Here is a 17,292-nt window from a genome sequence, read left to right as displayed (position 1 = left end):
AAGACCTGAGTCGTACGGACCGACGCCGCCCCGTCGGATCTCACCAGCCACAGCACACTGGACATTGAAGGTCTTGCACTTGCACTTGCACTTGGCAGAGGGGGAATTCGGCCGCGAGCGAGTAGACGGAGACAACCTGCGGCAAGGAGCAGCGAGCCGCATCAGCCGACCAGCAGCACCAGCTTCCCGCGCACGTGACCGGCCTCGCCGACGCGGTGGGCCTCCGCGATCTCGGCGAGCGGGAAGCCCCGCGCGACCGGGAGCGAGAAGTGCCCGGACTCGATCAACTCCCCGATCTCGCCGAGCACGTGGACCGCACGCCCGGAATCCCCGCGGCTGAACGTCACCTCATGCTCTTGCGCGCCGCCGAAGTCGGCGATCGTGACGACGTGCTCCGGGCTGCCCGCGAGCTCGATGAGCTCGGGCAGCACCCCGCTCCCGGCGACATCGAGCGCCATGTCGACGCCATCGGGCGCGAGCGCGCGGACGCGGCCGATGAGGCCCTCGCCGTAGGCGACGGGCTCGGCGCCCAGCGAGCGCAGGTGATCGTGGTTTGCCGGACTGCCGGTGCCGATCACGCGCGCACCGCGCACCACGGCCAGCTGAACAGCGGCGCTGCCGACGGCTCCTGAGGCGCCGTGGATGAGCAGAGTGTTGCCGCTTCCGACGCCGCGCTGGTCAAGCGCACGTGTGGCCGTCTCGATGGCGGCAGGCAGCACGGCGGCGCCGCGGAAGTCGAGCGACGGCGGGATCGGCGCATAGTAGGACAGCACCGCCAACTCGGCCTGGGCCGCCCCCTCGACGGAGAAGCCGAACACGCGATCACCAACAGCTACGTCCGCCACACCCTCACCGAGCTCGTCGACGACGCCCGACGCCTCGTGGCCCATGGTCTGCGGGAGCTCACTGTCCATCAGGCCCTCGCGCTTCTTCCAGTCGCTCGGGTTGATGCCGGCCGCGCGCACAGCGATCCGGACCTGTCCGGGACCCGGATGCGGGTCGGGACCCGGATGCGGGTCGGGGAGATCCACGATCTCCAGTACCTCCGGGCCCCCGACTCGTCCGCCACCACCCTCACGTTTCACTGAACGTACGCCGGTAGGCACCAGGCGTGGTGCCGAGATGCGACCGGAAACGGCGGCGCAGATTGACCGCCGAGGCCAGTCCGACCCGGGTGGCGATGGTCTCGACCGGCAGGTCGGTCTGCTCCAGCAGAACCCGTGCCGCGTCGAGGCGCCTGCCGAGCAGCCACTGTCCCGGACTGATGCCGAGCTGGTCGGTGAACCGTCGGGCGAGGGTCCGGCTGGAGAGCCCGGCGCGTTCGGCGAGGCGATCTAGGGTCAGGTGGGCGTCGAGCCGGGCGGTGGCCCACTCCAGCAGGGGCGCCAACGATTCGTCCGCCCTGGCCGGTGCGGGCTGTGCGGCGTACTGGAGCTGGCTGCCCTCCCGGTGGGGCGGCAGGACCATGTTCCGGGCGATCTGAGCTGCGTATGCCGCGCCGTGGTCGGCACGCACCAGATGCAGGCACAGGTCGATGCCCGCACCGGTTCCGGCGCTGGTCGCCACGTCGCCGTGGTCCACGAAGAGCACGTCCGGGTCCACCTGCACCTCGGGGAAGGCGGCGGCGAGCTGGGCGGTGCTGCGCCAGTGCGTGGTGGCGCGGCGGCCGTCGAGCAGCCCGGCCTGAGCGAGGACGAACGCCCCCGTACAGATGGCGACGATCCTCGCCCCTCGCCGGTGGGCGGCCCGCAGCGCCTCGGTGACGGCCGGCGGCACCGGCGCGCCGGGCGGCTGCCAGCCCGGGACGACCACGGTGTCCGCCTCCTGCAAGGCCTCCAGCCCCCCGTCGACGAGCATCGCGAAGCCGACGGTGGTCCGCAGGGGGCCGGGGCGCCCGGCGCAGATCCGAAAGCTGTAGCGGGCCGGGACGTCCTGCGGGGCGCCGCCGAAGACCTCGGCGGCGCAGGCGAGTTCGAAGGGCGACTGGGGCGGGTTGAGCAGGGCCGCCACCCGATGAAGCCGATGGAGGGTCATGGCAGGAATGTACCCATGAGTGTCTTTCTGGACTCTCGGCCGGGAGGCAGGCCCGGGTCACAGTGGTCCCATGAGTGGATCCACCGGAACGAAAGTGCTGAGGACCGACGTCCAGGTCGACGGCGAGGCTGCCAGCTATCTGACCGTGGAGCAGGACGGCCCGGTCGTCCTGCTGCTGCACGGCACGTACTGGAGCCGGGTCTGGCTCCCCGTCCTTGACCGCCTCGCCGAGGCCGGGCTGCGGCCCGTCGCGGTCGATCTCCCCGGCCTGGGGCGCTCGGGAGGCGAGCTCACCCTGGAAACGGCCACGGTCCCTGCCCTGGCGGACTGGGTCGCGCGATTCGTGTCCGCGCTGAAGATCTCCGGGCCGATCGCCGTCGCGGGGCACGACATCGGCGGCGCCATCGCGCAGCGTCTCCTCGTCCAGGACGGGCTGGAGGTGTCCGGGTTGGCCTTGGTCAACTCGGTCACCTACGACTCCTGGCCCGCGCCCCACGTGGCCAGGTTCCGGGGTACGGGGATCACCGCGGGGACCACCTCCGACGACGTTCTCGCCGCCCGACGACAGGCGGTGACGGCGGCGCTGGCCGGTGCCGCCACCGAGCAGCGGATCGCGGACTATCTGGATCCGTGGACCGACCCGCGGGTCCGCCGCTCCTGGATGGCCCTGGCCGGCGCGGCCGACAGCCGCTACACCCTTGATCTCGTTCCCGCGCTGAAGCGGTCGACGACGCCGAAACTGCTGATCTGGGGCGAGGACGACGCCTTCGAGAAGGTGGAGTACGCCGAGCGGTTCGCCTCGGAGATCCCGCGGACCACGCTCGTGCGCATCCCGGACGCGGATCACATTCCCACGGAGAACGCGCCCGGACAGATCGCCCGTGCGCTCATCCGCTTCTGTCATCCTCGACCGCGGATCATCGACAACAGCAGCCCGTGAGTCTCGGCGTCCGCGGCCACCAGGAGCCCACGGCCCGCGTGCTCGACCGGTGCCCCGTCGACTCCGGTGACGACGCAGCCGGCGGCCCGGCACAGGGTGATGCCGGCGGCGAAGTGCACGCTCTCGGCCAGGTCACCGCCGTCGGTGACATACGCGGCGCGCTTGCCGGCCGCGACCCATGCCAGGGCCAGCGTCGTGGACACGACCCGTGGCCGGAACCGCTCGACGAACCCGGGGTGGGCGAGCAGGTCCACAGCCCGAAACCCGGGCGCGCTCGGAAAGGGCGGGTCCAGGTTCACGTCCACCAACTGGGTGGCAGCCGTCGGCGCCAGCCGCGTGTCGCTCCCGTCGCGCCGAACCCAGGCGGTCGCACCGTCGGTCCAGAAGACCTCGCCGCTGAACGGGTCGGCCACCGCGGCCGGACCGTCGCGCAGGGCCACGTTGACGGCGACCAGCATGTTGCCGACGGCGTAGTTGAGCGTGCCGCACAGAGGGTCCACGAACCACTGGCGCACCGCGTCGGCCGCCCCCTGCTGCCCTCCCTCCTCGCCGTGCACCGCATCGTCGGGCCGCGCGGCACGGATGACGCCAAGGATCGCCTCTTCAGCCGCCACATCGGCATCGGTGGCGAAGTCCCCGGCGCCCTTGTCGATACGGGTGAGCCGCTGCCCGTACCTGGCGTGCACGGCCTCAGCGCCGGCCCGCGCCGCAGCTGTCGCCACATCAGCATCGTCAAGGCCCGCAATTGAGTTGATCACGGCATGCAGAGTAGCGGGACGACGTACTCCCCCCGCTCCCCCACCCTCAGCATTCGACGCATCCCGACGAACGACACAGCTGTGTAAGGACGTTGAGGCAACTCAGGTGCGGTGCGGGTGACAGGTACGAAGCGGCTCGCAGGGTCCGCTGACAGCGCCGACCGCCGTCGGCAGACCCTGGGCGTCCCGGAATCGGTCCCGGGCCTCGGGGAGTTGCCGGGCCGGCTCCTCGTCCGGACCGCCGCGGCCGTCGCCCGCGCACCGAACCGCCAGAACCAGCCCAGGTCCCCCGCCTGCAATGCTGATGGCTGGCCCAGACCCGTGCTCGCGCAAGGTTCCTGGCAGTGGTTCGCCACGTACATCGGGGTAACCCTCCTTACCGTGACCCTTTCCTACTACCGGCTGCCGACGTGTGCTCCCGGCCTCCGATCCGCGTACGTGGGCAATTTGGCGGCGTATTCACTGGTCGTCGGCCTGTGTCTGGCGATCGCGCTGGGGGCCTCGGCTCATTGATCGGGGTCGGGCTCGGGCTCGGCGGTGGACGTACCGGGGTAGTGTGCTGCGCTGTCGGATTGCGCGGCTGCTTGGATCCGCGTCGACAGGCGCGCACGGGGGCGGGAGTTCATGGGTGACGGGGATGATTGTGTTCGGCTTTGTGCTGGCTGCGGTATTGGTCGGCATGGCGTGCGTCACGAAGGCCCGCGTACGCGCGGTGCGGCAGGCCCTGAATCCGTCGGCGCCCGAACTCCCCGACGCCGCCTTCACCGTCGGCCGCGTCGTGCTCCTCGGCATGGCAGGGCTGGGAGTGTTCACCACCGTCCAGTTGATGGGCGCCTCGGACAGCGTCGAGTGGAGCGATGACGAACTGACCGGTGCGGCAGGCCAGGCCGTGACGGCATTGGACGGCAGTTCCCGCTTCGGCGACATCTTCGGTGACGACAGCGGATTCGACGACGAGTACGCGACGATGATCGAGGACGAGGTCGTCGAGCACGGCGGCGGCGACGCCCCGCAGCACGGGGTGGACGCCGCCCCGGCAGCCGCCAATGAGGCATCCGACGCCCTCTACACAGTCGCTGCTTCCGGAGCGAAGGCGACCGTGTGCGTGCACGTTGAGCGCACCAGGTCGAAGGGCGACGACTACGAGCCCCCAGGCGTGGCGGGCGGCTCCGGGACGGTGACCGTACCGAGCTACGAGTTCACGGTGACCAGTCGCGCGGGAGACTGCTGAACATGAACGACGACGTGCGCAACATCCTTCTGGGCATAGCGGCTTCCGGGATCAGCGCAGGCCTCGGGTGGTTCACCCGCACCTACCTGTGGCGCCGCGCCCGCGTGCGCAAACAGCGGTTCTTCGGCCTCGCTCCGGACTCCGAGTGCCTTCTGGTCGTCAACGGCAAGGCTGGGGACGCTCGTTGGGCCGTCGCCCGGCACGATGTGTTCGCGCTCCTCGAACTGTCCATGCTCATCAAGGAGTGCAGGGCGAACGTCCAGATCGTCGCGCACGACACGGCGGGGCGGGGCTTGGGCGAGACGACCGAGTTCTGTGTGGGTGGCCCTGTGTCGAACAGCCGGATGGAGGCACACCTGCGGAACCTGCTGCCGGGCTTCACGATGGACACGGTTGCCTCGTCGGGGCCGGACTGCGGAGCCTTCGCCATCGGCGGTGATGTCTACCGGATGGAGCGGGGCAGGGCCGAACACGTGCTCCTGGCACGGGTGGTGGATCGCACCGAGGGGCAGGAGGCCCGGCCGATCTTCCTCATCTGTGGCCAGCACTCCAACGCCAACCACGCCGCGGCACGCTATCTCGCGCGTCACCACGCGCGGCTGGCGAGCACGTACAAGGGTGCCTCCTTCTGCCAGCTCCTCCGGGTCGTCGACTCGCAGGCCTACGGGCCGGAGGTCGTCGAGCTGATAGGCGATGTCACCCAGGCCACCACCACTCCCCCCGTGCCCGCCTGACCACGCCGTCCCTCCGTGTGGCCGCCCCGCGCCTCGGCTCACCAGTCGTGGACGGTTCCGTCCTGGAGTCGGTTGACCGGCAGATACGCCGCTTCGTAGGGGTGGGCCGCAGCCAGGTCTTCGTCCAGTTCCACGCCGATGCCCGGGGCCTCCCCCGGATGCAGGTGACCGTCCCTGAACGTGTAGGCGTGCCGGAACACCTCGTGGGTGAGCGACGTGTGGCCCGAGTACTCCTGAATTCCGAAGTTGTGCACCGCGAGGTCCAGGTGCAGGGCCGCCGCCATGCCCACCGGGGAGATGTCCTCGGGGCCGTGCACCGCGCTCTTGATCTGGTACTGCGCGGCGAAGTCGAAGAGCTTGCGCAGCGGGGTCACGCCTCCGAAGTGGGTCACCGCGGAGCGTACGTAGTCGATCAACTGCTCGGTGATCAGGGCCTGGTAGTCGTGGACGGTGTTGAAGACCTCCCCGATGGCCAGTGGGGTCGAGGTGTGGCTGCGCACCAGGCGCAGTGCCTCCTGGTTCTCGGCCGGGGTGCAGTCCTCCAGCCAGAACGGCCGGTACGGTTCCAGGTCCTTGCCGAGCCGGGCGGCCTGGATCGGGGTGAGGCGGTGGTGTGCGTCGTGGAGCAGCGGGAGCTGGGTGCCGAACTCCGCGCGGACCGCCTCGAAGACCGTGGGTGTGTGGCGCAGGTAGGCGTCGGTGTCCCAGTCCTCCACGAGGGGGCGGGCCTGCTGGTGCAGGACGGGTGAGCCGTCGTCCTCGGTGCTGTGCACGCCGTACACGGCCTTCAGGCCGGGGATGCCCGACTGGATGCGCACCGCGGGGTAGCCCTCGGCGATCCTGGCCCGTACCGATTCGAGGAGTTCGGGGATGTCACGGCCGTTCGCGTGCCCGTAGGTACGGATGCGTTCGCGGCTCGCGCCGCCGAGGAGTTGGTAGAGCGGCAGGCCCGCGGCCTTGGCCTTGATGTCCCACAGGGCGACGTCAACTGCGGCGATCGCGGCCATGGTGACGGGGCCGCGCCGCCAGTAGGCGCCTCGGTACAGGTACTGCCAGGTGTCCTCGATGCGGTGCGGGTCACGGCCGGTGAGCAGCGGTACGACGTGGTCGGTGAGGTAGCTGACGACGGAGAGTTCCCGGCCGTTGAGGGTGGCGTCGCCCAGGCCGGTGAGGCCGTCGTCGGTCGTCAGCTTCAGGGTGACGAAGTTGCGGCCGGGGCTGGTGACGACGACCTTCGCGTCGACGATCTTCATGCTGTGCTCTTTCCGGTGCGGTGTGGGGCGGTGCTGGCGGTGGGGCTTGCTCAGCCCTTGGTGGCGCCCGAAGTCAGGCCGGCCACCAGGTACTTCTGTCCGACGACAGCGGCGATGACGACGGGGACGGTGATGAGGGTGGCGGCGGCCATGAGGCCGCCCCAGTCGGTGCTCGCGTACGAGATGAAGTTGAAGAGGGTCACCGGCACCGTCTGTGTGCGGTCGTCGGCGAAGACCAGCGCGAACATGAAGTTGTTCCAGCTGAAGACGAACGCCAGGAGCGAGGCGGTCGCGGTGCCGGGTGCGGCGAGCGGCAGCGAGACGCGCCAGAAGGCGCCGAACGCGCTCAAGCCGTCGGTGCGTGCCGCCTCTTCGAGTTCGACCGGCAGCCCGGCGAAGAAGCTGATCATGATCCACATGATCAGCGGCACGGAGACGAACATGTGGCTGAGCACGAGGACGGTGTAGGAGCCGACGAGCCCCATCTGCGCGAACAGGTAGTACCAGGGCACGAGCAGCGAGATCGCGGGAACGATGCGTGCGACCAGGATGAGGGAGCCGGTGCGGTGCATGGCGAACCGGCCGACGGCCCACGCCGCGGGCACGGCGATGACGGCGGAGAGCACCGTGGAAACCACCCCCACCAGCAGGGAGTTGCCCATGGAGCGGACGATCTGTCCGGCCTCCACGATGCTGCGGAAGTTGTCGAGGGTCGGCTTGAACCACAGGCCCACGCCGGGGTCGGTCACCTGCACGTTGGTCTTGAACGCGGCGGCGAACATCCACACGAGCGGCAGCGCGAAGACCAGCGTGACGAGCGTGATGGCTATCCCGCGCAGCCACGTCCACTTCCGGCGACCGCGGGGCTGCGTCGTGCGGCCGCGGGGCTGCCGTGCGACGGGGGGCCGGGGCGCGGGGGTGGCGGTGGTACTCATGCGTTCTTCCCTCCTCCGCGGCGGCGCAGCACGACCACGACACCGATGATGAACAGCGTGAACAGGACCAGGACGGCCGCGGCCAGGCCGTACTCCTGGTAGTCGAAGGTGAGGCCGTAGGCGTAGACGTTGAGCGTCTCCACCTCGAAGTCGGAGCCGCCGCCCGCACCCTTGGTCGCGTAGAGGATGTCGAAGGTCTTGAGCGCGTCGACGGCGCGCAGGACCAAGGCCGTGGCGAGCGTGGGGCCCAGCATCGGCAGGACGACGTAGCGGAAGCGCTGCCAGGCGTTGGCACCGTCGACGAGTGCCGCTTCCTCGGGCTCCTCGGGGAGCGTGCTCAGGCCCGCGAGCAGGAGCAGCGTCATCATCGGCGTCCACTGCCATACGTCGATGAGCATCAGCATCGGCAGTGACTGGCTCACCGAGCCGAGGAACTCCTGGCGGGGCAGCCCGAGGCCTTCGAGGAGGTGGTTCGCGATGCCGTTGGTGGGGTCGAGGATCAGCAGCCACAGGATGCCGATCGCGACGGGGGTGGCGAGCAGCGGAATGATCAGGACGGTGCGGACCAGGCGCATGCCGCGGAACGGTTTGCGCATGAGCATCGCGAGCGCGAGTCCCAGAACCGTCTCCAGGATCACGGCACCGACCGTGAAGACCAGGGTGCGGCGTGCGGCGGGCCAGAACCGGCGCGTGTCGCCCAGTGCGTCGGTGAAGTTCCGCAGGCCGATGTGGCGCTTGTCGGCGTTCACCGCGCCGAACGCGTCGGTCAGGCTGAGGTCGAGCGTGAAGGCCAGCGGGAAGACGATCATCAGGCCGACGAAGAGCAGCGCCGGGGCGAGCATCGCCCACTTCAGCCGCCGGTTGGCCTGTTCGAAGGTGCGGGGGGTGCGGGTACGGCGCGCGCCCGGACGGGGCGTCGACGATCGCGTGCCGGCCTGGGGCGCGGAGACCTCGGTGGCGGCCATCAGGACTCCTTGTGGCGGTTGTCGCGGACGAGGAACTCGGCGAACTCCGCGTCGGCGTCACGTACGACGGGCCGTACGGACTCGCCGAGGATGGCTGCGACCAGCGGCCGGCCGACGATGTCCCTGGCCCGGCCGACCTGGAGGACCCGCGGCCGGTCATAGCCCAGACCGCGTTCGGCGTTGAGCCGCATCGCCTCGGCGAGGTCCGGCGGGAAGGCGGCGAGGGTCCGGCGGTCGGACCACACGGAGCGGCGGGCGCCAGGGATGCCGTCCGACTGGAGGGCGGCGGACATCTTCGGCCCCGCGGCCCACCTGATGAACTCCCAGGCGTCGTCGCGCAGGAGGGAGAACTTGTTGATGCCCAGGCTCCAGGACGGGATGTTGTGCGGCTTGGCTCCGGCCGGGCCCGCGGGGAAGGGCGCGAAACCGACGGACTCGCGCACGGCCGGGGTCGCGATCTTCGGGTCGAGGAAGTTGCTGTAGATGGCGTCGGCGTCTATGTAGAACGCGGCTTTGCCCTGCGCGAAGATCGGCATGGCCTGTTCGAGGCTCATGTTGGTCGCGCCCGGCGGTCCCGCTGTGCCGAGGAGCTTGCCGTAGTAATCGTAGGCGGCCAGCGCCTGACGGCTCCCGATGGCGGACTTGCCGTCGACGAGGAAGTCGCCGCCGTGCGAGTACAGGAAACTCGACCACTGGGACACGGCGCCGCTGCGCTGCCCGCGGCCAACGTATCCGTAGAACCCCTTCTTCTTCTCGGTGAGTTCGAGTGCGGCCGACATCAGCGCGTCCAGGGTGCGTGGCGGGCCGCCGAGCCCCTCGACGAGATCCTTGCGGTAGTACAGCGTGGGGCGTTCGGTCACCACGGGGACGCTCAGGATCTTGCCCGCCGCCAGGGACGCATCGCGCGGCGCCTTCTGGAAGTCCGCCCAGGCGAACTCCTTGTCGCCCTCGACCAGGTCGGTCAGGTCGGTCAGCCAGTCGTTGTGCGCGAAGACCAGTTGCTCCTGGAGCGCGCGCACCATCATGACGTCCACGTCGGTACCCGATGCGTTGAGCTTGACGTTGTAGCTGCTCGACAGCTGGTCGGAGGTGAGCAGGGTCATCGAGACCCGGCGCCCGATCCGCTCCTCGAACTCCTTGGTCCGGCGCTTGATCGCCTGCGACCACACATGGTTGATCGCCATGATCCGCAGCGGGCTGCGGGCCGAGGGCCTGGTGCCCTGTGGTGCACAGGCGCCCGATGCGCCCATGCCGATGGCGCCCGCCGCGCCTGCGGCCAACCTGCCGAAAGAGCGCCGACTCAAGGGCTGGCTGCTCGTGGACATCGTTGTCCTCGTCTCTGTCCTGGGAGTGTTCCCGGACCCGTGGTTCCAGCAGTGGTTCCCACCGCGGTCCAGGAGTGGTCCAAGGGTGGTCCAACTGGTAGGACCAGTTGGAATCTGACGGGACCGTAGCAGGATGCGGAGGCTCGCCAACAGCCCCTGAGAGAAAGATCCACACAACGAAGCGGTCACGCCCACCGCCACGAGCCTCGCCTCGCGCAGCCCTCAACTGCAGGTCAGGGCCTACCCGATGGCACTTGGCGGCTACTCCCCCGCCCTGCCGCCCGCCCGTCGGACCTCCGCCTGCCCCAGGAGCGTCTCGATGTGGTTGCGCGCCATGATGTCCACCTGCACATCGAGATCAGCGCCGTAAGTGCGCAGTCCGAGCATGAGGTGCTCCCGCATGCGCGAAGCCGCGAGCTCCTCGTCACGCGCCTCGATCGCCTCGAAGATCTCCGGGTGATGCGGCACTCCGGGCTCGCCGATCGAGGGGTCCGAGTTCGAGCGGAGCATCATCTCGAACATCATCCCGCTGATCGACGACAGCATGATCCGCAGTACGGGATTCTTGCTCGCCACCGCGATCGCGTCATGGAACTCCATGTCCGCCTGCGCCTTGACGACGACGTCGGTGGCCGACTCCAGGGCATCGCACGCGCCCCGCATCACCGCGATGTCCTCGTCCGTGGCCAGCCGGGTCGCCAGCCGCACCATCTCGACCTCCAGCGGAAGCCGCGCCTCGATGAGCTGACGGACCGTGGGCCGGCCCGCACGATACAGCGCGTCGTACCCCCGGGCCTGGCCCGAGGTCTGCTCACGCACGAAGGAACCGCGCCCCGGAGCGACCTCGATGAGGTGCTGCGCTTCCAGCCTCCGCAGCACCTCCCGCACGACATTGCGGCTTGAGCCGAACTGCGTGGCCAGCTCACGCTCGGAGGGCAGCTTGGCCCCGACCTCGATCTCACCGGAGCGGATCTCATGTTCCAGCTGGCGCGCGATCCGCTCGGTCAGCAGGCCGCGCTCAGCCGTTTCGGGGAGACGGCCCGGCTGCGTGGAACCCGGTGACGAGGAGGATGCGGACGGCTGCATGGTCGCAGCGTACAGCGGGGCCTTGCTCCCATCCCAGGTAGTGGTGATCTTGCCGAGGGGGGTGATCAGGCGGTTGAGCTGGGGTGGCGTGCCGGCGTGTCCCTATGTGCGCTCCAGGCCGTGGCGGGCGGCCCAGCCGTTGATCGCCGAGGCCAGCTCTTCGGGGCGGTCCTCCGGGGAGTGGTGGCCGGCGAGGCCGTGGCGGGAGACCTCCAGGCCCGCGATGTGTCCCTCGCACCAGGCGACGGCTCCCTGGTCGGTCATCGCGCCCGGTCCCGGTTCGAATGCGGCCAGCAGCTTGGGGACTTCGGGGCTGGCGGCCAGCCAGGCGTCGTAGCGTTCGATGCGGGCCACGACGTCGGCGGGTTCGGCGTCCAGCGGCATCATGCGGGTCCACGCCAGTACCGGGCGGCGGCTGTGCGGGGTCGGGAAGGGGCGGCGGTAGACATCCAGGTCCGCGGGGTCGAGCGGGGTGGCGAGCGTGTCCGGCAAGCCCTCGATGAACAGCGAATTCTCCAGGATCATCTCCTCGCCCACGCCGGGGGTGCGCAGAAGCGTGAACAACTCCCTTCCGGCCGAAGGGAATTCGTCACCGACCAGCGGTTTGACGATCGTCTCGGTGAACGCGATGCCACGGACGCGACCCGGGAGGCGTGCGGCGCGGTCGAAGGCGAGCGCGCCGCCCCAGTCGTGGCCGACGAGGACGGCCTCGGCAAGGCCGAGGGCGTCGAACCAGGCGTCGAGATGGCGGGCGTGGTCGTCGAAGGAGTAGGCGAGGTCGGGCTTACCGGATTCGCCCATGCCGATGAGGTCGGGAGCCAGGAGGCGGCGGCCGGGCGCGGCCACACCTGGCAGGACGTTCCGCCACAGGTGGGAGGAGGTGGGGTTGCCGTGGAGGAAGACGAACGGCAGCCCGTCGGGGTCGCCGGACTCCCGGTAGTGGAGGGTGGATCCAAGGACGGGGAGGGTGGGCATCGCGGGGTCACTTCGCTTTCAGGGCAGGGGTCGGAGGGAGGGGGTCAGACACGGGGAGTCAGGCGCAGGGAGTCCGGCGCGGGGAGTCAGGCGCAGGGAGTCCGGCGCAGGGAGTCCGGCGCAGGAGTCAGAGGTTGAGGCTCAGGGCGCGTTCGACGGTGATCTCGATGACGGCCAGGTCCGGCGGGGCGGGCGGGGCCGCGCGGTAGCGGACGGTGTAGCGGCGAACCGCTTCGGCCAGGCACACGGGATCGTCGGTCACGGCGGCCCGGCCTTCGAGGGTGAGCCACCGGAAACCGTCCGCCTGGCAGAGCGCGACACGGGCCATCGGGCCACCCGCCGTCACGTTGCGGGCCTTGCGGGCCCCCGCCCGCGTGGTCACCCGGGCCAGGCCTGCGGCAGCGTCGAAGGTGAAGCGAACGGGGGTGACGTGCGGTGTGCCGTCGGGGCGCAGGGTGGTGAGGGTGGCCGCGTGGGGGCGAGCGAGGAACGCCCGTGCGGTGGCCGGGAGTTCGGCTGCCCGGCTCACTTCTTCTTCACGCCTTCGTTCCAGATCAGCTTGGCGATGTTCGGCTTCACGGCCGTGGTGATCACACCCATGGCCCGGTGGACGTACTCCCGCTCCTCCAGCTCGCGCAGCATGCTCGCCGCGAGGTCGGTGCGTGCGGTGAAGACGCCGTCCGCGCTGGTGTCGGCCGTGTGGTAATCCGTGACGACGGAGTGCTCGAAGAGGCCCGACGGCCGGACGAGGGTCCAGTCGAGGTCGGTCTCCCGGATCACGGCTTCCATGCGGCGCATGTCCTCGTGGAGGGTGCGGCCGAGCCGTCGGTTCACCAGTGGGTCGAGCACGTGGTTGAAGAAGTGCGCGCCGGCGGGGCGCCAGTTCGGGTCGGCGATGCTGGAGCTGACGGCGAGCAGGCGCTTGATGCCGTGGCCCGCCATGGCCTCGGTGATGGCCTTGGCGCTCGCCGAGTACGTGGTGACGGCCTCCTTGCTGAATCGTGCGCCCAGCGCGGAGAGGACGGCATCCGTCCCGCCGATCGCGGCGTCGACGGCTGCCGGGTCGGTGGCGTCGGCGACGGCCACGGTGAGGGCGGGTCGCGGGGTGAGTGAGCCGGGGCGGCGGGTCACGGCGACGACCTCGTGGCCGGCGGCGATGGCTTGGTCGGTGAGGTGGCGGCCGGTCGGTCCGTTGGCGCCGACGACTGCGATGCGCATGGTGTCGGGACATCCCTTCGTGGGTTCCTGGAATGCCCTTGACTGTCCCGATCCGTGTGCGCAGGCTCAACGCTGATGAATAACGAAGCCTCTGCTCCAGCCCGCACGCGAGGCCGTCCCCGCGGCAATCCGCCGACCCGTGAGTCGATCGTCTCGGCCGCCCGTGCGCTGTTCTTGGAGCGCGGCTACCGGCGCACCACTCTGCGCGCGGTGGCAGGAGCCGCCGGAGTCGATCCGGCGCTGATCTCCTACCACTTCGGCTCGAAGAAGGGGCTGTTCGCGGATGTGATGCAGTTCCAGTGCGCCAACGCGCTGACGGTGGACCATGTCCTCGGCGGCGACCCGACCACCCTTCCCGAGCGTCTGATCGACGCGGTGACGGGGCTGTGGGAGGACGCCGATTTCCTGACGCTCACCGCCCAGGGCGACGAGGCCGCCGAGGTGATCCGTGAATACCTGGAACGCGAGTTGCTGGCCCGGCTTGTTGAATTTCTCGGCGGCCAGGACGCGACCGCCCGCGCCACCGCCGTGACGACGATCCTCGGCGGCCTGATCTACACCCGCTACCTCAACCCGCTCCCCACTCCCGCCAGCCTCACCCCGTCCGAGGCCCGCCATGTCCTCGCCCCGGCGCTGCGCGCGGCCCTGACCCCCAGGCCACGCACCGCGTCGCCCCGGGCCAACGGACGGCTGGGAGCACGGTCTTCGGCGTAGCGAGGGAGCGTGCCGGAAAACGGCGAAGGGGTGGGCCCGGCCGTCCCAGGCCGGGCCCACCCTCAGGCACGCACGCCACCGCCCGTGGCGCCGCGCCGCTCTGGGTTGGCGCACTCAGATGCGCGTCACCGCGTTGTCGCACTCAGGTGCGCGTCACCGTGTTGTCGCATTCAGGTGCGCGTCACCATCTGTACCAGCGGCCCTTGCGGCCGCCGCTTGCAGCGGGCCTGATCACGAAGCCGAGCAGCCACACCACCAGCAGGATGACCGCGACCCACCACAACGCCTTCAGCGCGAATCCCGCACCGAAGAGGAGCAGGGCCAGAAGAAGTACCACGATAAGGGGAACCATTGTTATCAACCTCCAGACGACCGTGTGCTCCCATCCCCGCCACGCAAACACACAAGATGCCTGTTTCCCGCATTGGTTGAAGGGATCCGATCCCGATCGCGGTCACGATGTTTGGCGGACAGCTGAGCGGCCAGACGTACCGACAGCACATGACGTCGATGCCAAGGGAGCGTGAGCGGACCATGACCGCCAACGAGAAGGCCAAGGCGAAGACCGAACAGGCCGGCGGCGCAGCCGCGCAGGCCATCGGACGCGCGGTGGGCAATGAAAGCCTCACCGCCAAGGGTCACGCCCTGCAGATGAAGGGCGACGCGCGCGAGGCCAAGGAAAAGACCAAGGACATCGGCAAGCATTAACACCTGTGCCACTGCACGCCGTTGGGGCGGCCCCTCCTTGGGGCCGCCCCAACGGCGTTTGGCCAAACGGAAATAGACCACGGAAGCGACGGCCGATCACCACCCGCCCATGAACCGCCGTCGGCCCCCACCTGGGGCGATCAGGATGTCATTGATGGCGATACGCCCGCTTTTGGCACGAAGAGCAGCATCCGCAATATGTCCATCTTTGAGTTAGAAAGCCACTCCTTTATGCCATTGACGGAGTATATGCAGGTGTCCCCAATTCAGTGAAACGGGTCACACCGGCGGCCGCGCCAGCGGGAGCCGGTGAGCACATTTCCGTTCCACGCAAAGAAAGTTGGGGTTTTCGATCAAAGAGGGCAACAGGCTCCGGTCACCGGCGGCCGGAGCCTCGCACATTTCTATTTGAATTCTGGCCTTGTTCTGTCCGGTCTTTCTCGCCTAACGTCACCGTCAATCCGGATGGAACGCCGAATCCTGCCGCTGTCCGGAAACCCTCCACCCACTCACATACGCCCGGCAGGAGCGGGGGACCCAGGTAAGCCGCCGATCCGGATTCCGGAACGGCTCGGGGTGAAGTCGCCTTTGCAGTGCGACCGGACACCTCCCGTCCGAACCCGACAGCTCACCTCGTAGGCGACGGAGAGGAAATTCGTCATGCCTGCAAAGGGAAAGCACCGCCGTCCCAAGTCCAGCTCGCTCACCCGGGGTATCGCCGCCGCAGGGACGGGCGGGGCCGTGCTCGTTCTCCCGGTGCTCGGCGCGACCACCGCCGGCGCGGCGGAGGCGGCCGCGGCCGCCAAGCCCGCCGCGGCCCCGAAGACCTACGTCGTCGTCGCGGGCGACACCCTCTCCAAGATCGCCCGAGAGCACTCCGTGAGCGGCAGCTGGAAGAAGCTGTACGAGGACAACCGCAGCGCCCTCGGCGACGACCCGAAGCTGATTCGCCCCGGTGTCCGGCTCACCCTCGACAAGGAGGACTCGGGCAAGCCCTCCAAGGCATCCGGCGAGCGGGCGGACCGCTCCGAGCGCAAGGACGCGGTCGAGCCCGCAGCCGCCCCGGCGAAGAAGTCCTACGCCAACAACCTCGACGGCTGGATCAAGGAGTCGCTCGACATCATGGCCGAGCGCGGCATCCCCGGCTCCTACGAGGGCATCCACCGCAACGTCATGCGCGAGTCCTCCGGCAACCCGCTGGCCATCAACAACTGGGACTCCAACGCCACCGCCGGAACTCCCTCCAAGGGGCTCCTGCAGGTCATCGCCCCCACGTTCTCCGCGTACCACGTGCCCGGGACGTCGCTGGACAGCTTCGACCCGGTCGCCAACATCACCGCCGCCTGCAACTACGCGGCCGACCGGTACGGCTCGATCGACAACGTGAACGGCCCGTACTAGACCTGATCCCTGTTCGTCTCCAGGACGTCCACCTGCGGCAGAGAACGGTGCCGATGGTGGGCGTCCGCCGTCTGCGCGAGCCCGGGGCGGCCCAGCGCGCGATAGGCCGTGACGAGGAGTTCGTTCGCCAGCGCCTCGCGCTCCGGGTCGCCCGCGGAGGCCCAGTGCAGGTCGCGGCCCAGCAGAAGGGCCTCCGTCGGGTCGCCCGCCGAGCAGCGGCGGCGGGCTTCGTCCAGGGACTCCCCCAGAGCCTCGGCGTCGTCGAACATGCCGTACATGTACGTCGCGAACTTGTACTCGTCGGCCCCGTTGTGGGCAGGGCGGCCCAGCGCGGAATCGCCCGACGCGAGTGCGCCCGCGCCGTCGAGCGTGGTGATCCGGTCGGGGTCCACGGGCGGGACGGCCGTGTCGTACGCCCTGGAGTAGGCGAGGCCCGTCTCGGTGCGCTCACCCGTCTCGACGGCGGTCAGCGCATCGCGCAGCAGGCCCAGGCGCGAGCGCCGGGCCGACACCTCGTCGTCGTCCTGCACGTCGTCGTCGAGGTCGCGCCAGCAGCGTTCGAGGATCGCCCGCACCGCTTCGAGCGGGGTCTTGGCACGCGTGTCGATGCCGCCGCCGTCGTTGTTGTAGTAGGAGGCGACACCACTGCAGGTGCGGCCGTCGTCGAACCACAGGCCGTGGTGCAGACCGTCGGAGCCGCCGTGCAGGAAGGTCACGAACTCCGGCGGATCGCGGTAGTAGCGACCGTGCACCCGGACGTCGATGCCGTCCCTCGGCCGCAGACCCGGGTCCGCGAACAGGTCCAGGATGCCGACCGGGCTCACGTCCAGGTCCTGGAGCGCCCGCTCCCCGTCCGGGCCGAGAGATCCCAGGAACTCCCAGAACTGGAAGATCGATTCCGGCAGTTCGAGCCCCCAGTCCTGCCGGAACCGCTCTTCCACGGCGGCCCGGCCCGTGAGACCCCCGCCCTTCTCCCCGCTCATTGAACTCCCCCGCTCATGACGCTCGTACGGCC

19 protein-coding genes and 1 riboswitch are annotated in these 17,292 nt (G+C 69.6%); of the genes, 6 read left to right on the top strand and 13 right to left on the bottom strand.

Features of this window, described 5'->3' with window-relative positions; all coding sequences use genetic code 11:
• Positions 1–161 precede the first annotated feature (161 nt).
• A complete protein-coding gene (locus M4V62_RS41685) occupies positions 162–1,085 on the bottom strand; it encodes an NADP-dependent oxidoreductase (RefSeq protein WP_344646343.1) in 924 nt (307 codons plus the stop codon).
• Entirely contained in the window at positions 1,075–2,034 is a 960-nt protein-coding gene (locus tag M4V62_RS41680) for a GlxA family transcriptional regulator (protein WP_249592399.1), read from the bottom strand. Before M4V62_RS41680 ends, M4V62_RS41685 begins: the two co-directional genes overlap by 11 nt.
• A gap of 70 nt (positions 2,035–2,104) precedes the next feature.
• Here M4V62_RS41680 and M4V62_RS41675 point away from each other — a divergent pair, with 70 nt between their 5' ends.
• Positions 2,105–2,974 carry an alpha/beta fold hydrolase gene (locus tag M4V62_RS41675; protein ID WP_249592398.1) on the top strand — a complete coding sequence of 290 codons (870 nt, stop codon included), beginning with the start codon at positions 2,105–2,107 and terminating at the stop codon, positions 2,972–2,974.
• Here M4V62_RS41675 and M4V62_RS41670 read toward each other — a convergent pair.
• Positions 2,935–3,732 carry an inositol monophosphatase family protein gene (locus M4V62_RS41670; protein ID WP_249592397.1) on the bottom strand — a complete coding sequence of 266 codons (798 nt, stop codon included), beginning with the start codon at positions 3,730–3,732 and terminating at the stop codon, positions 2,935–2,937. The genes M4V62_RS41675 and M4V62_RS41670 overlap by 40 nt on opposite strands.
• A gap of 628 nt (positions 3,733–4,360) precedes the next feature.
• Between M4V62_RS41670 and M4V62_RS41665 the strand changes: the two genes are divergently transcribed.
• Positions 4,361–4,963, top strand: a complete 603-nt coding sequence (locus M4V62_RS41665; protein ID WP_249592396.1) for a hypothetical protein — start codon at positions 4,361–4,363, stop codon at positions 4,961–4,963.
• 2 nt (positions 4,964–4,965) lie between these two features.
• Positions 4,966–5,697, top strand: a complete 732-nt coding sequence (locus M4V62_RS41660; RefSeq protein WP_249592395.1) for a hypothetical protein — start codon at positions 4,966–4,968, stop codon at positions 5,695–5,697.
• Between the two features lie 38 nt (positions 5,698–5,735).
• Here the strand turns inward: M4V62_RS41660 and manD are convergent, their stop codons facing one another.
• The 8 genes from manD to M4V62_RS41620 form a co-directional block, all read right to left on the bottom strand.
• A complete protein-coding gene (gene manD / locus M4V62_RS41655) occupies positions 5,736–6,950 on the bottom strand; it encodes a D-mannonate dehydratase ManD (RefSeq protein ID WP_249592394.1) in 1,215 nt (404 codons plus the stop codon).
• 50 nt (positions 6,951–7,000) lie between these two features.
• Positions 7,001–7,885 carry a carbohydrate ABC transporter permease gene (locus M4V62_RS41650; RefSeq protein ID WP_249592393.1) on the bottom strand — a complete coding sequence of 295 codons (885 nt, stop codon included), beginning with the start codon at positions 7,883–7,885 and terminating at the stop codon, positions 7,001–7,003.
• Complete coding sequence (locus M4V62_RS41645; RefSeq protein ID WP_249592392.1) at positions 7,882–8,850, bottom strand: carbohydrate ABC transporter permease; 969 nt, start codon at positions 8,848–8,850, stop codon at positions 7,882–7,884. The genes M4V62_RS41650 and M4V62_RS41645 overlap by 4 nt, the downstream gene beginning before the upstream one ends.
• On the bottom strand, positions 8,850–10,175 hold the full coding sequence (locus M4V62_RS41640; protein ID WP_249592391.1) for an ABC transporter substrate-binding protein: 1,326 nt from the start codon (positions 10,173–10,175) through the stop codon (positions 8,850–8,852). The genes M4V62_RS41645 and M4V62_RS41640 overlap by 1 nt, the downstream gene beginning before the upstream one ends.
• A gap of 261 nt (positions 10,176–10,436) precedes the next feature.
• The gene (locus tag M4V62_RS41635; protein WP_249592390.1) at positions 10,437–11,261 is read right to left on the bottom strand and encodes a FadR/GntR family transcriptional regulator; all 825 of its coding nucleotides are present in this window, start codon (positions 11,259–11,261) and stop codon (positions 10,437–10,439) included.
• A 102-nt stretch (positions 11,262–11,363) separates the two neighbouring features.
• A complete protein-coding gene (locus M4V62_RS41630; protein WP_249592389.1) occupies positions 11,364–12,236 on the bottom strand; it encodes a haloalkane dehalogenase in 873 nt (290 codons plus the stop codon).
• A 127-nt stretch (positions 12,237–12,363) separates the two neighbouring features.
• Entirely contained in the window at positions 12,364–12,765 is a 402-nt protein-coding gene (locus tag M4V62_RS41625; protein WP_249592388.1) for a pyridoxamine 5'-phosphate oxidase family protein, read from the bottom strand.
• The gene (locus M4V62_RS41620) at positions 12,762–13,454 is read right to left on the bottom strand and encodes an NAD(P)-dependent oxidoreductase (protein ID WP_249592387.1); all 693 of its coding nucleotides are present in this window, start codon (positions 13,452–13,454) and stop codon (positions 12,762–12,764) included. Before M4V62_RS41620 ends, M4V62_RS41625 begins: the two co-directional genes overlap by 4 nt.
• Positions 13,455–13,529: 75 nt before the next feature.
• On the opposite strand from M4V62_RS41620, the gene M4V62_RS41615 reads away from it, so the two are divergent.
• Positions 13,530–14,168 carry a TetR/AcrR family transcriptional regulator gene (locus M4V62_RS41615; protein ID WP_249592386.1) on the top strand — a complete coding sequence of 213 codons (639 nt, stop codon included), beginning with the start codon at positions 13,530–13,532 and terminating at the stop codon, positions 14,166–14,168.
• A 181-nt stretch (positions 14,169–14,349) separates the two neighbouring features.
• On the opposite strand, the gene M4V62_RS41610 is transcribed toward M4V62_RS41615, so the two are convergent.
• Positions 14,350–14,520 carry a DUF5670 family protein gene (locus tag M4V62_RS41610; RefSeq protein WP_249592385.1) on the bottom strand — a complete coding sequence of 57 codons (171 nt, stop codon included), beginning with the start codon at positions 14,518–14,520 and terminating at the stop codon, positions 14,350–14,352.
• A 182-nt stretch (positions 14,521–14,702) separates the two neighbouring features.
• Here M4V62_RS41610 and M4V62_RS41605 point away from each other — a divergent pair, with 182 nt between their 5' ends.
• Both M4V62_RS41605 and M4V62_RS41600 read left to right on the top strand, forming a co-directional pair.
• A complete protein-coding gene (locus M4V62_RS41605; RefSeq protein WP_249592384.1) occupies positions 14,703–14,876 on the top strand; it encodes a CsbD family protein in 174 nt (57 codons plus the stop codon).
• 492 nt (positions 14,877–15,368) lie between these two features.
• Positions 15,369–15,533, top strand: a riboswitch (cyclic di-AMP (ydaO/yuaA leader).
• 3 nt (positions 15,534–15,536) lie between these two features.
• Positions 15,537–16,277, top strand: a complete 741-nt coding sequence (locus M4V62_RS41600) for a transglycosylase SLT domain-containing protein (protein ID WP_249592383.1) — start codon at positions 15,537–15,539, stop codon at positions 16,275–16,277.
• Here M4V62_RS41600 and M4V62_RS41595 read toward each other — a convergent pair.
• Positions 16,274–17,260, bottom strand: coding sequence for an ADP-ribosylation family protein (locus tag M4V62_RS41595; RefSeq protein WP_249592382.1), 987 nt, complete (start codon positions 17,258–17,260; stop codon positions 16,274–16,276). The genes M4V62_RS41600 and M4V62_RS41595 overlap by 4 nt on opposite strands.
• Positions 17,261–17,292: the final 32 nt, after the last annotated feature.

Source organism: Streptomyces durmitorensis (assembly GCF_023498005.1).
Taxonomy (GTDB): Bacteria; Actinomycetota; Actinomycetes; order Streptomycetales; family Streptomycetaceae; genus Streptomyces; species Streptomyces durmitorensis.
The sequence above is the reverse complement of the archived record's forward strand: the minus strand, read 5'-3'. Positions and strand labels throughout refer to the sequence as shown.

Coding starts and splice junctions, on each gene's coding strand:
- M4V62_RS41680 (WP_249592399.1), bottom strand. CDS start 2,034: ATGACCCTCCATCGGCTTCATCGGGTGGCGGCCCTGCTCAACCCGCCC.
- M4V62_RS41675 (WP_249592398.1), top strand. CDS start 2,105: ATGAGTGGATCCACCGGAACGAAAGTGCTGAGGACCGACGTCCAGGTC.
- M4V62_RS41660 (WP_249592395.1), top strand. CDS start 4,966: ATGAACGACGACGTGCGCAACATCCTTCTGGGCATAGCGGCTTCCGGG.
- manD (WP_249592394.1), bottom strand. CDS start 6,950: ATGAAGATCGTCGACGCGAAGGTCGTCGTCACCAGCCCCGGCCGCAAC.
- M4V62_RS41650 (WP_249592393.1), bottom strand. CDS start 7,885: ATGAGTACCACCGCCACCCCCGCGCCCCGGCCCCCCGTCGCACGGCAG.
- M4V62_RS41645 (WP_249592392.1), bottom strand. CDS start 8,850: ATGGCCGCCACCGAGGTCTCCGCGCCCCAGGCCGGCACGCGATCGTCG.
- M4V62_RS41640 (WP_249592391.1), bottom strand. CDS start 10,175: ATGTCCACGAGCAGCCAGCCCTTGAGTCGGCGCTCTTTCGGCAGGTTG.
- M4V62_RS41635 (WP_249592390.1), bottom strand. CDS start 11,261: ATGCAGCCGTCCGCATCCTCCTCGTCACCGGGTTCCACGCAGCCGGGC.
- M4V62_RS41630 (WP_249592389.1), bottom strand. CDS start 12,236: ATGCCCACCCTCCCCGTCCTTGGATCCACCCTCCACTACCGGGAGTCC.
- M4V62_RS41620 (WP_249592387.1), bottom strand. CDS start 13,454: ATGCGCATCGCAGTCGTCGGCGCCAACGGACCGACCGGCCGCCACCTC.
- M4V62_RS41615 (WP_249592386.1), top strand. CDS start 13,530: ATGAATAACGAAGCCTCTGCTCCAGCCCGCACGCGAGGCCGTCCCCGC.
- M4V62_RS41610 (WP_249592385.1), bottom strand. CDS start 14,520: ATGGTTCCCCTTATCGTGGTACTTCTTCTGGCCCTGCTCCTCTTCGGT.
- M4V62_RS41605 (WP_249592384.1), top strand. CDS start 14,703: ATGACCGCCAACGAGAAGGCCAAGGCGAAGACCGAACAGGCCGGCGGC.
- M4V62_RS41600 (WP_249592383.1), top strand. CDS start 15,537: ATGCCTGCAAAGGGAAAGCACCGCCGTCCCAAGTCCAGCTCGCTCACC.
- M4V62_RS41595 (WP_249592382.1), bottom strand. CDS start 17,260: ATGAGCGGGGAGAAGGGCGGGGGTCTCACGGGCCGGGCCGCCGTGGAA.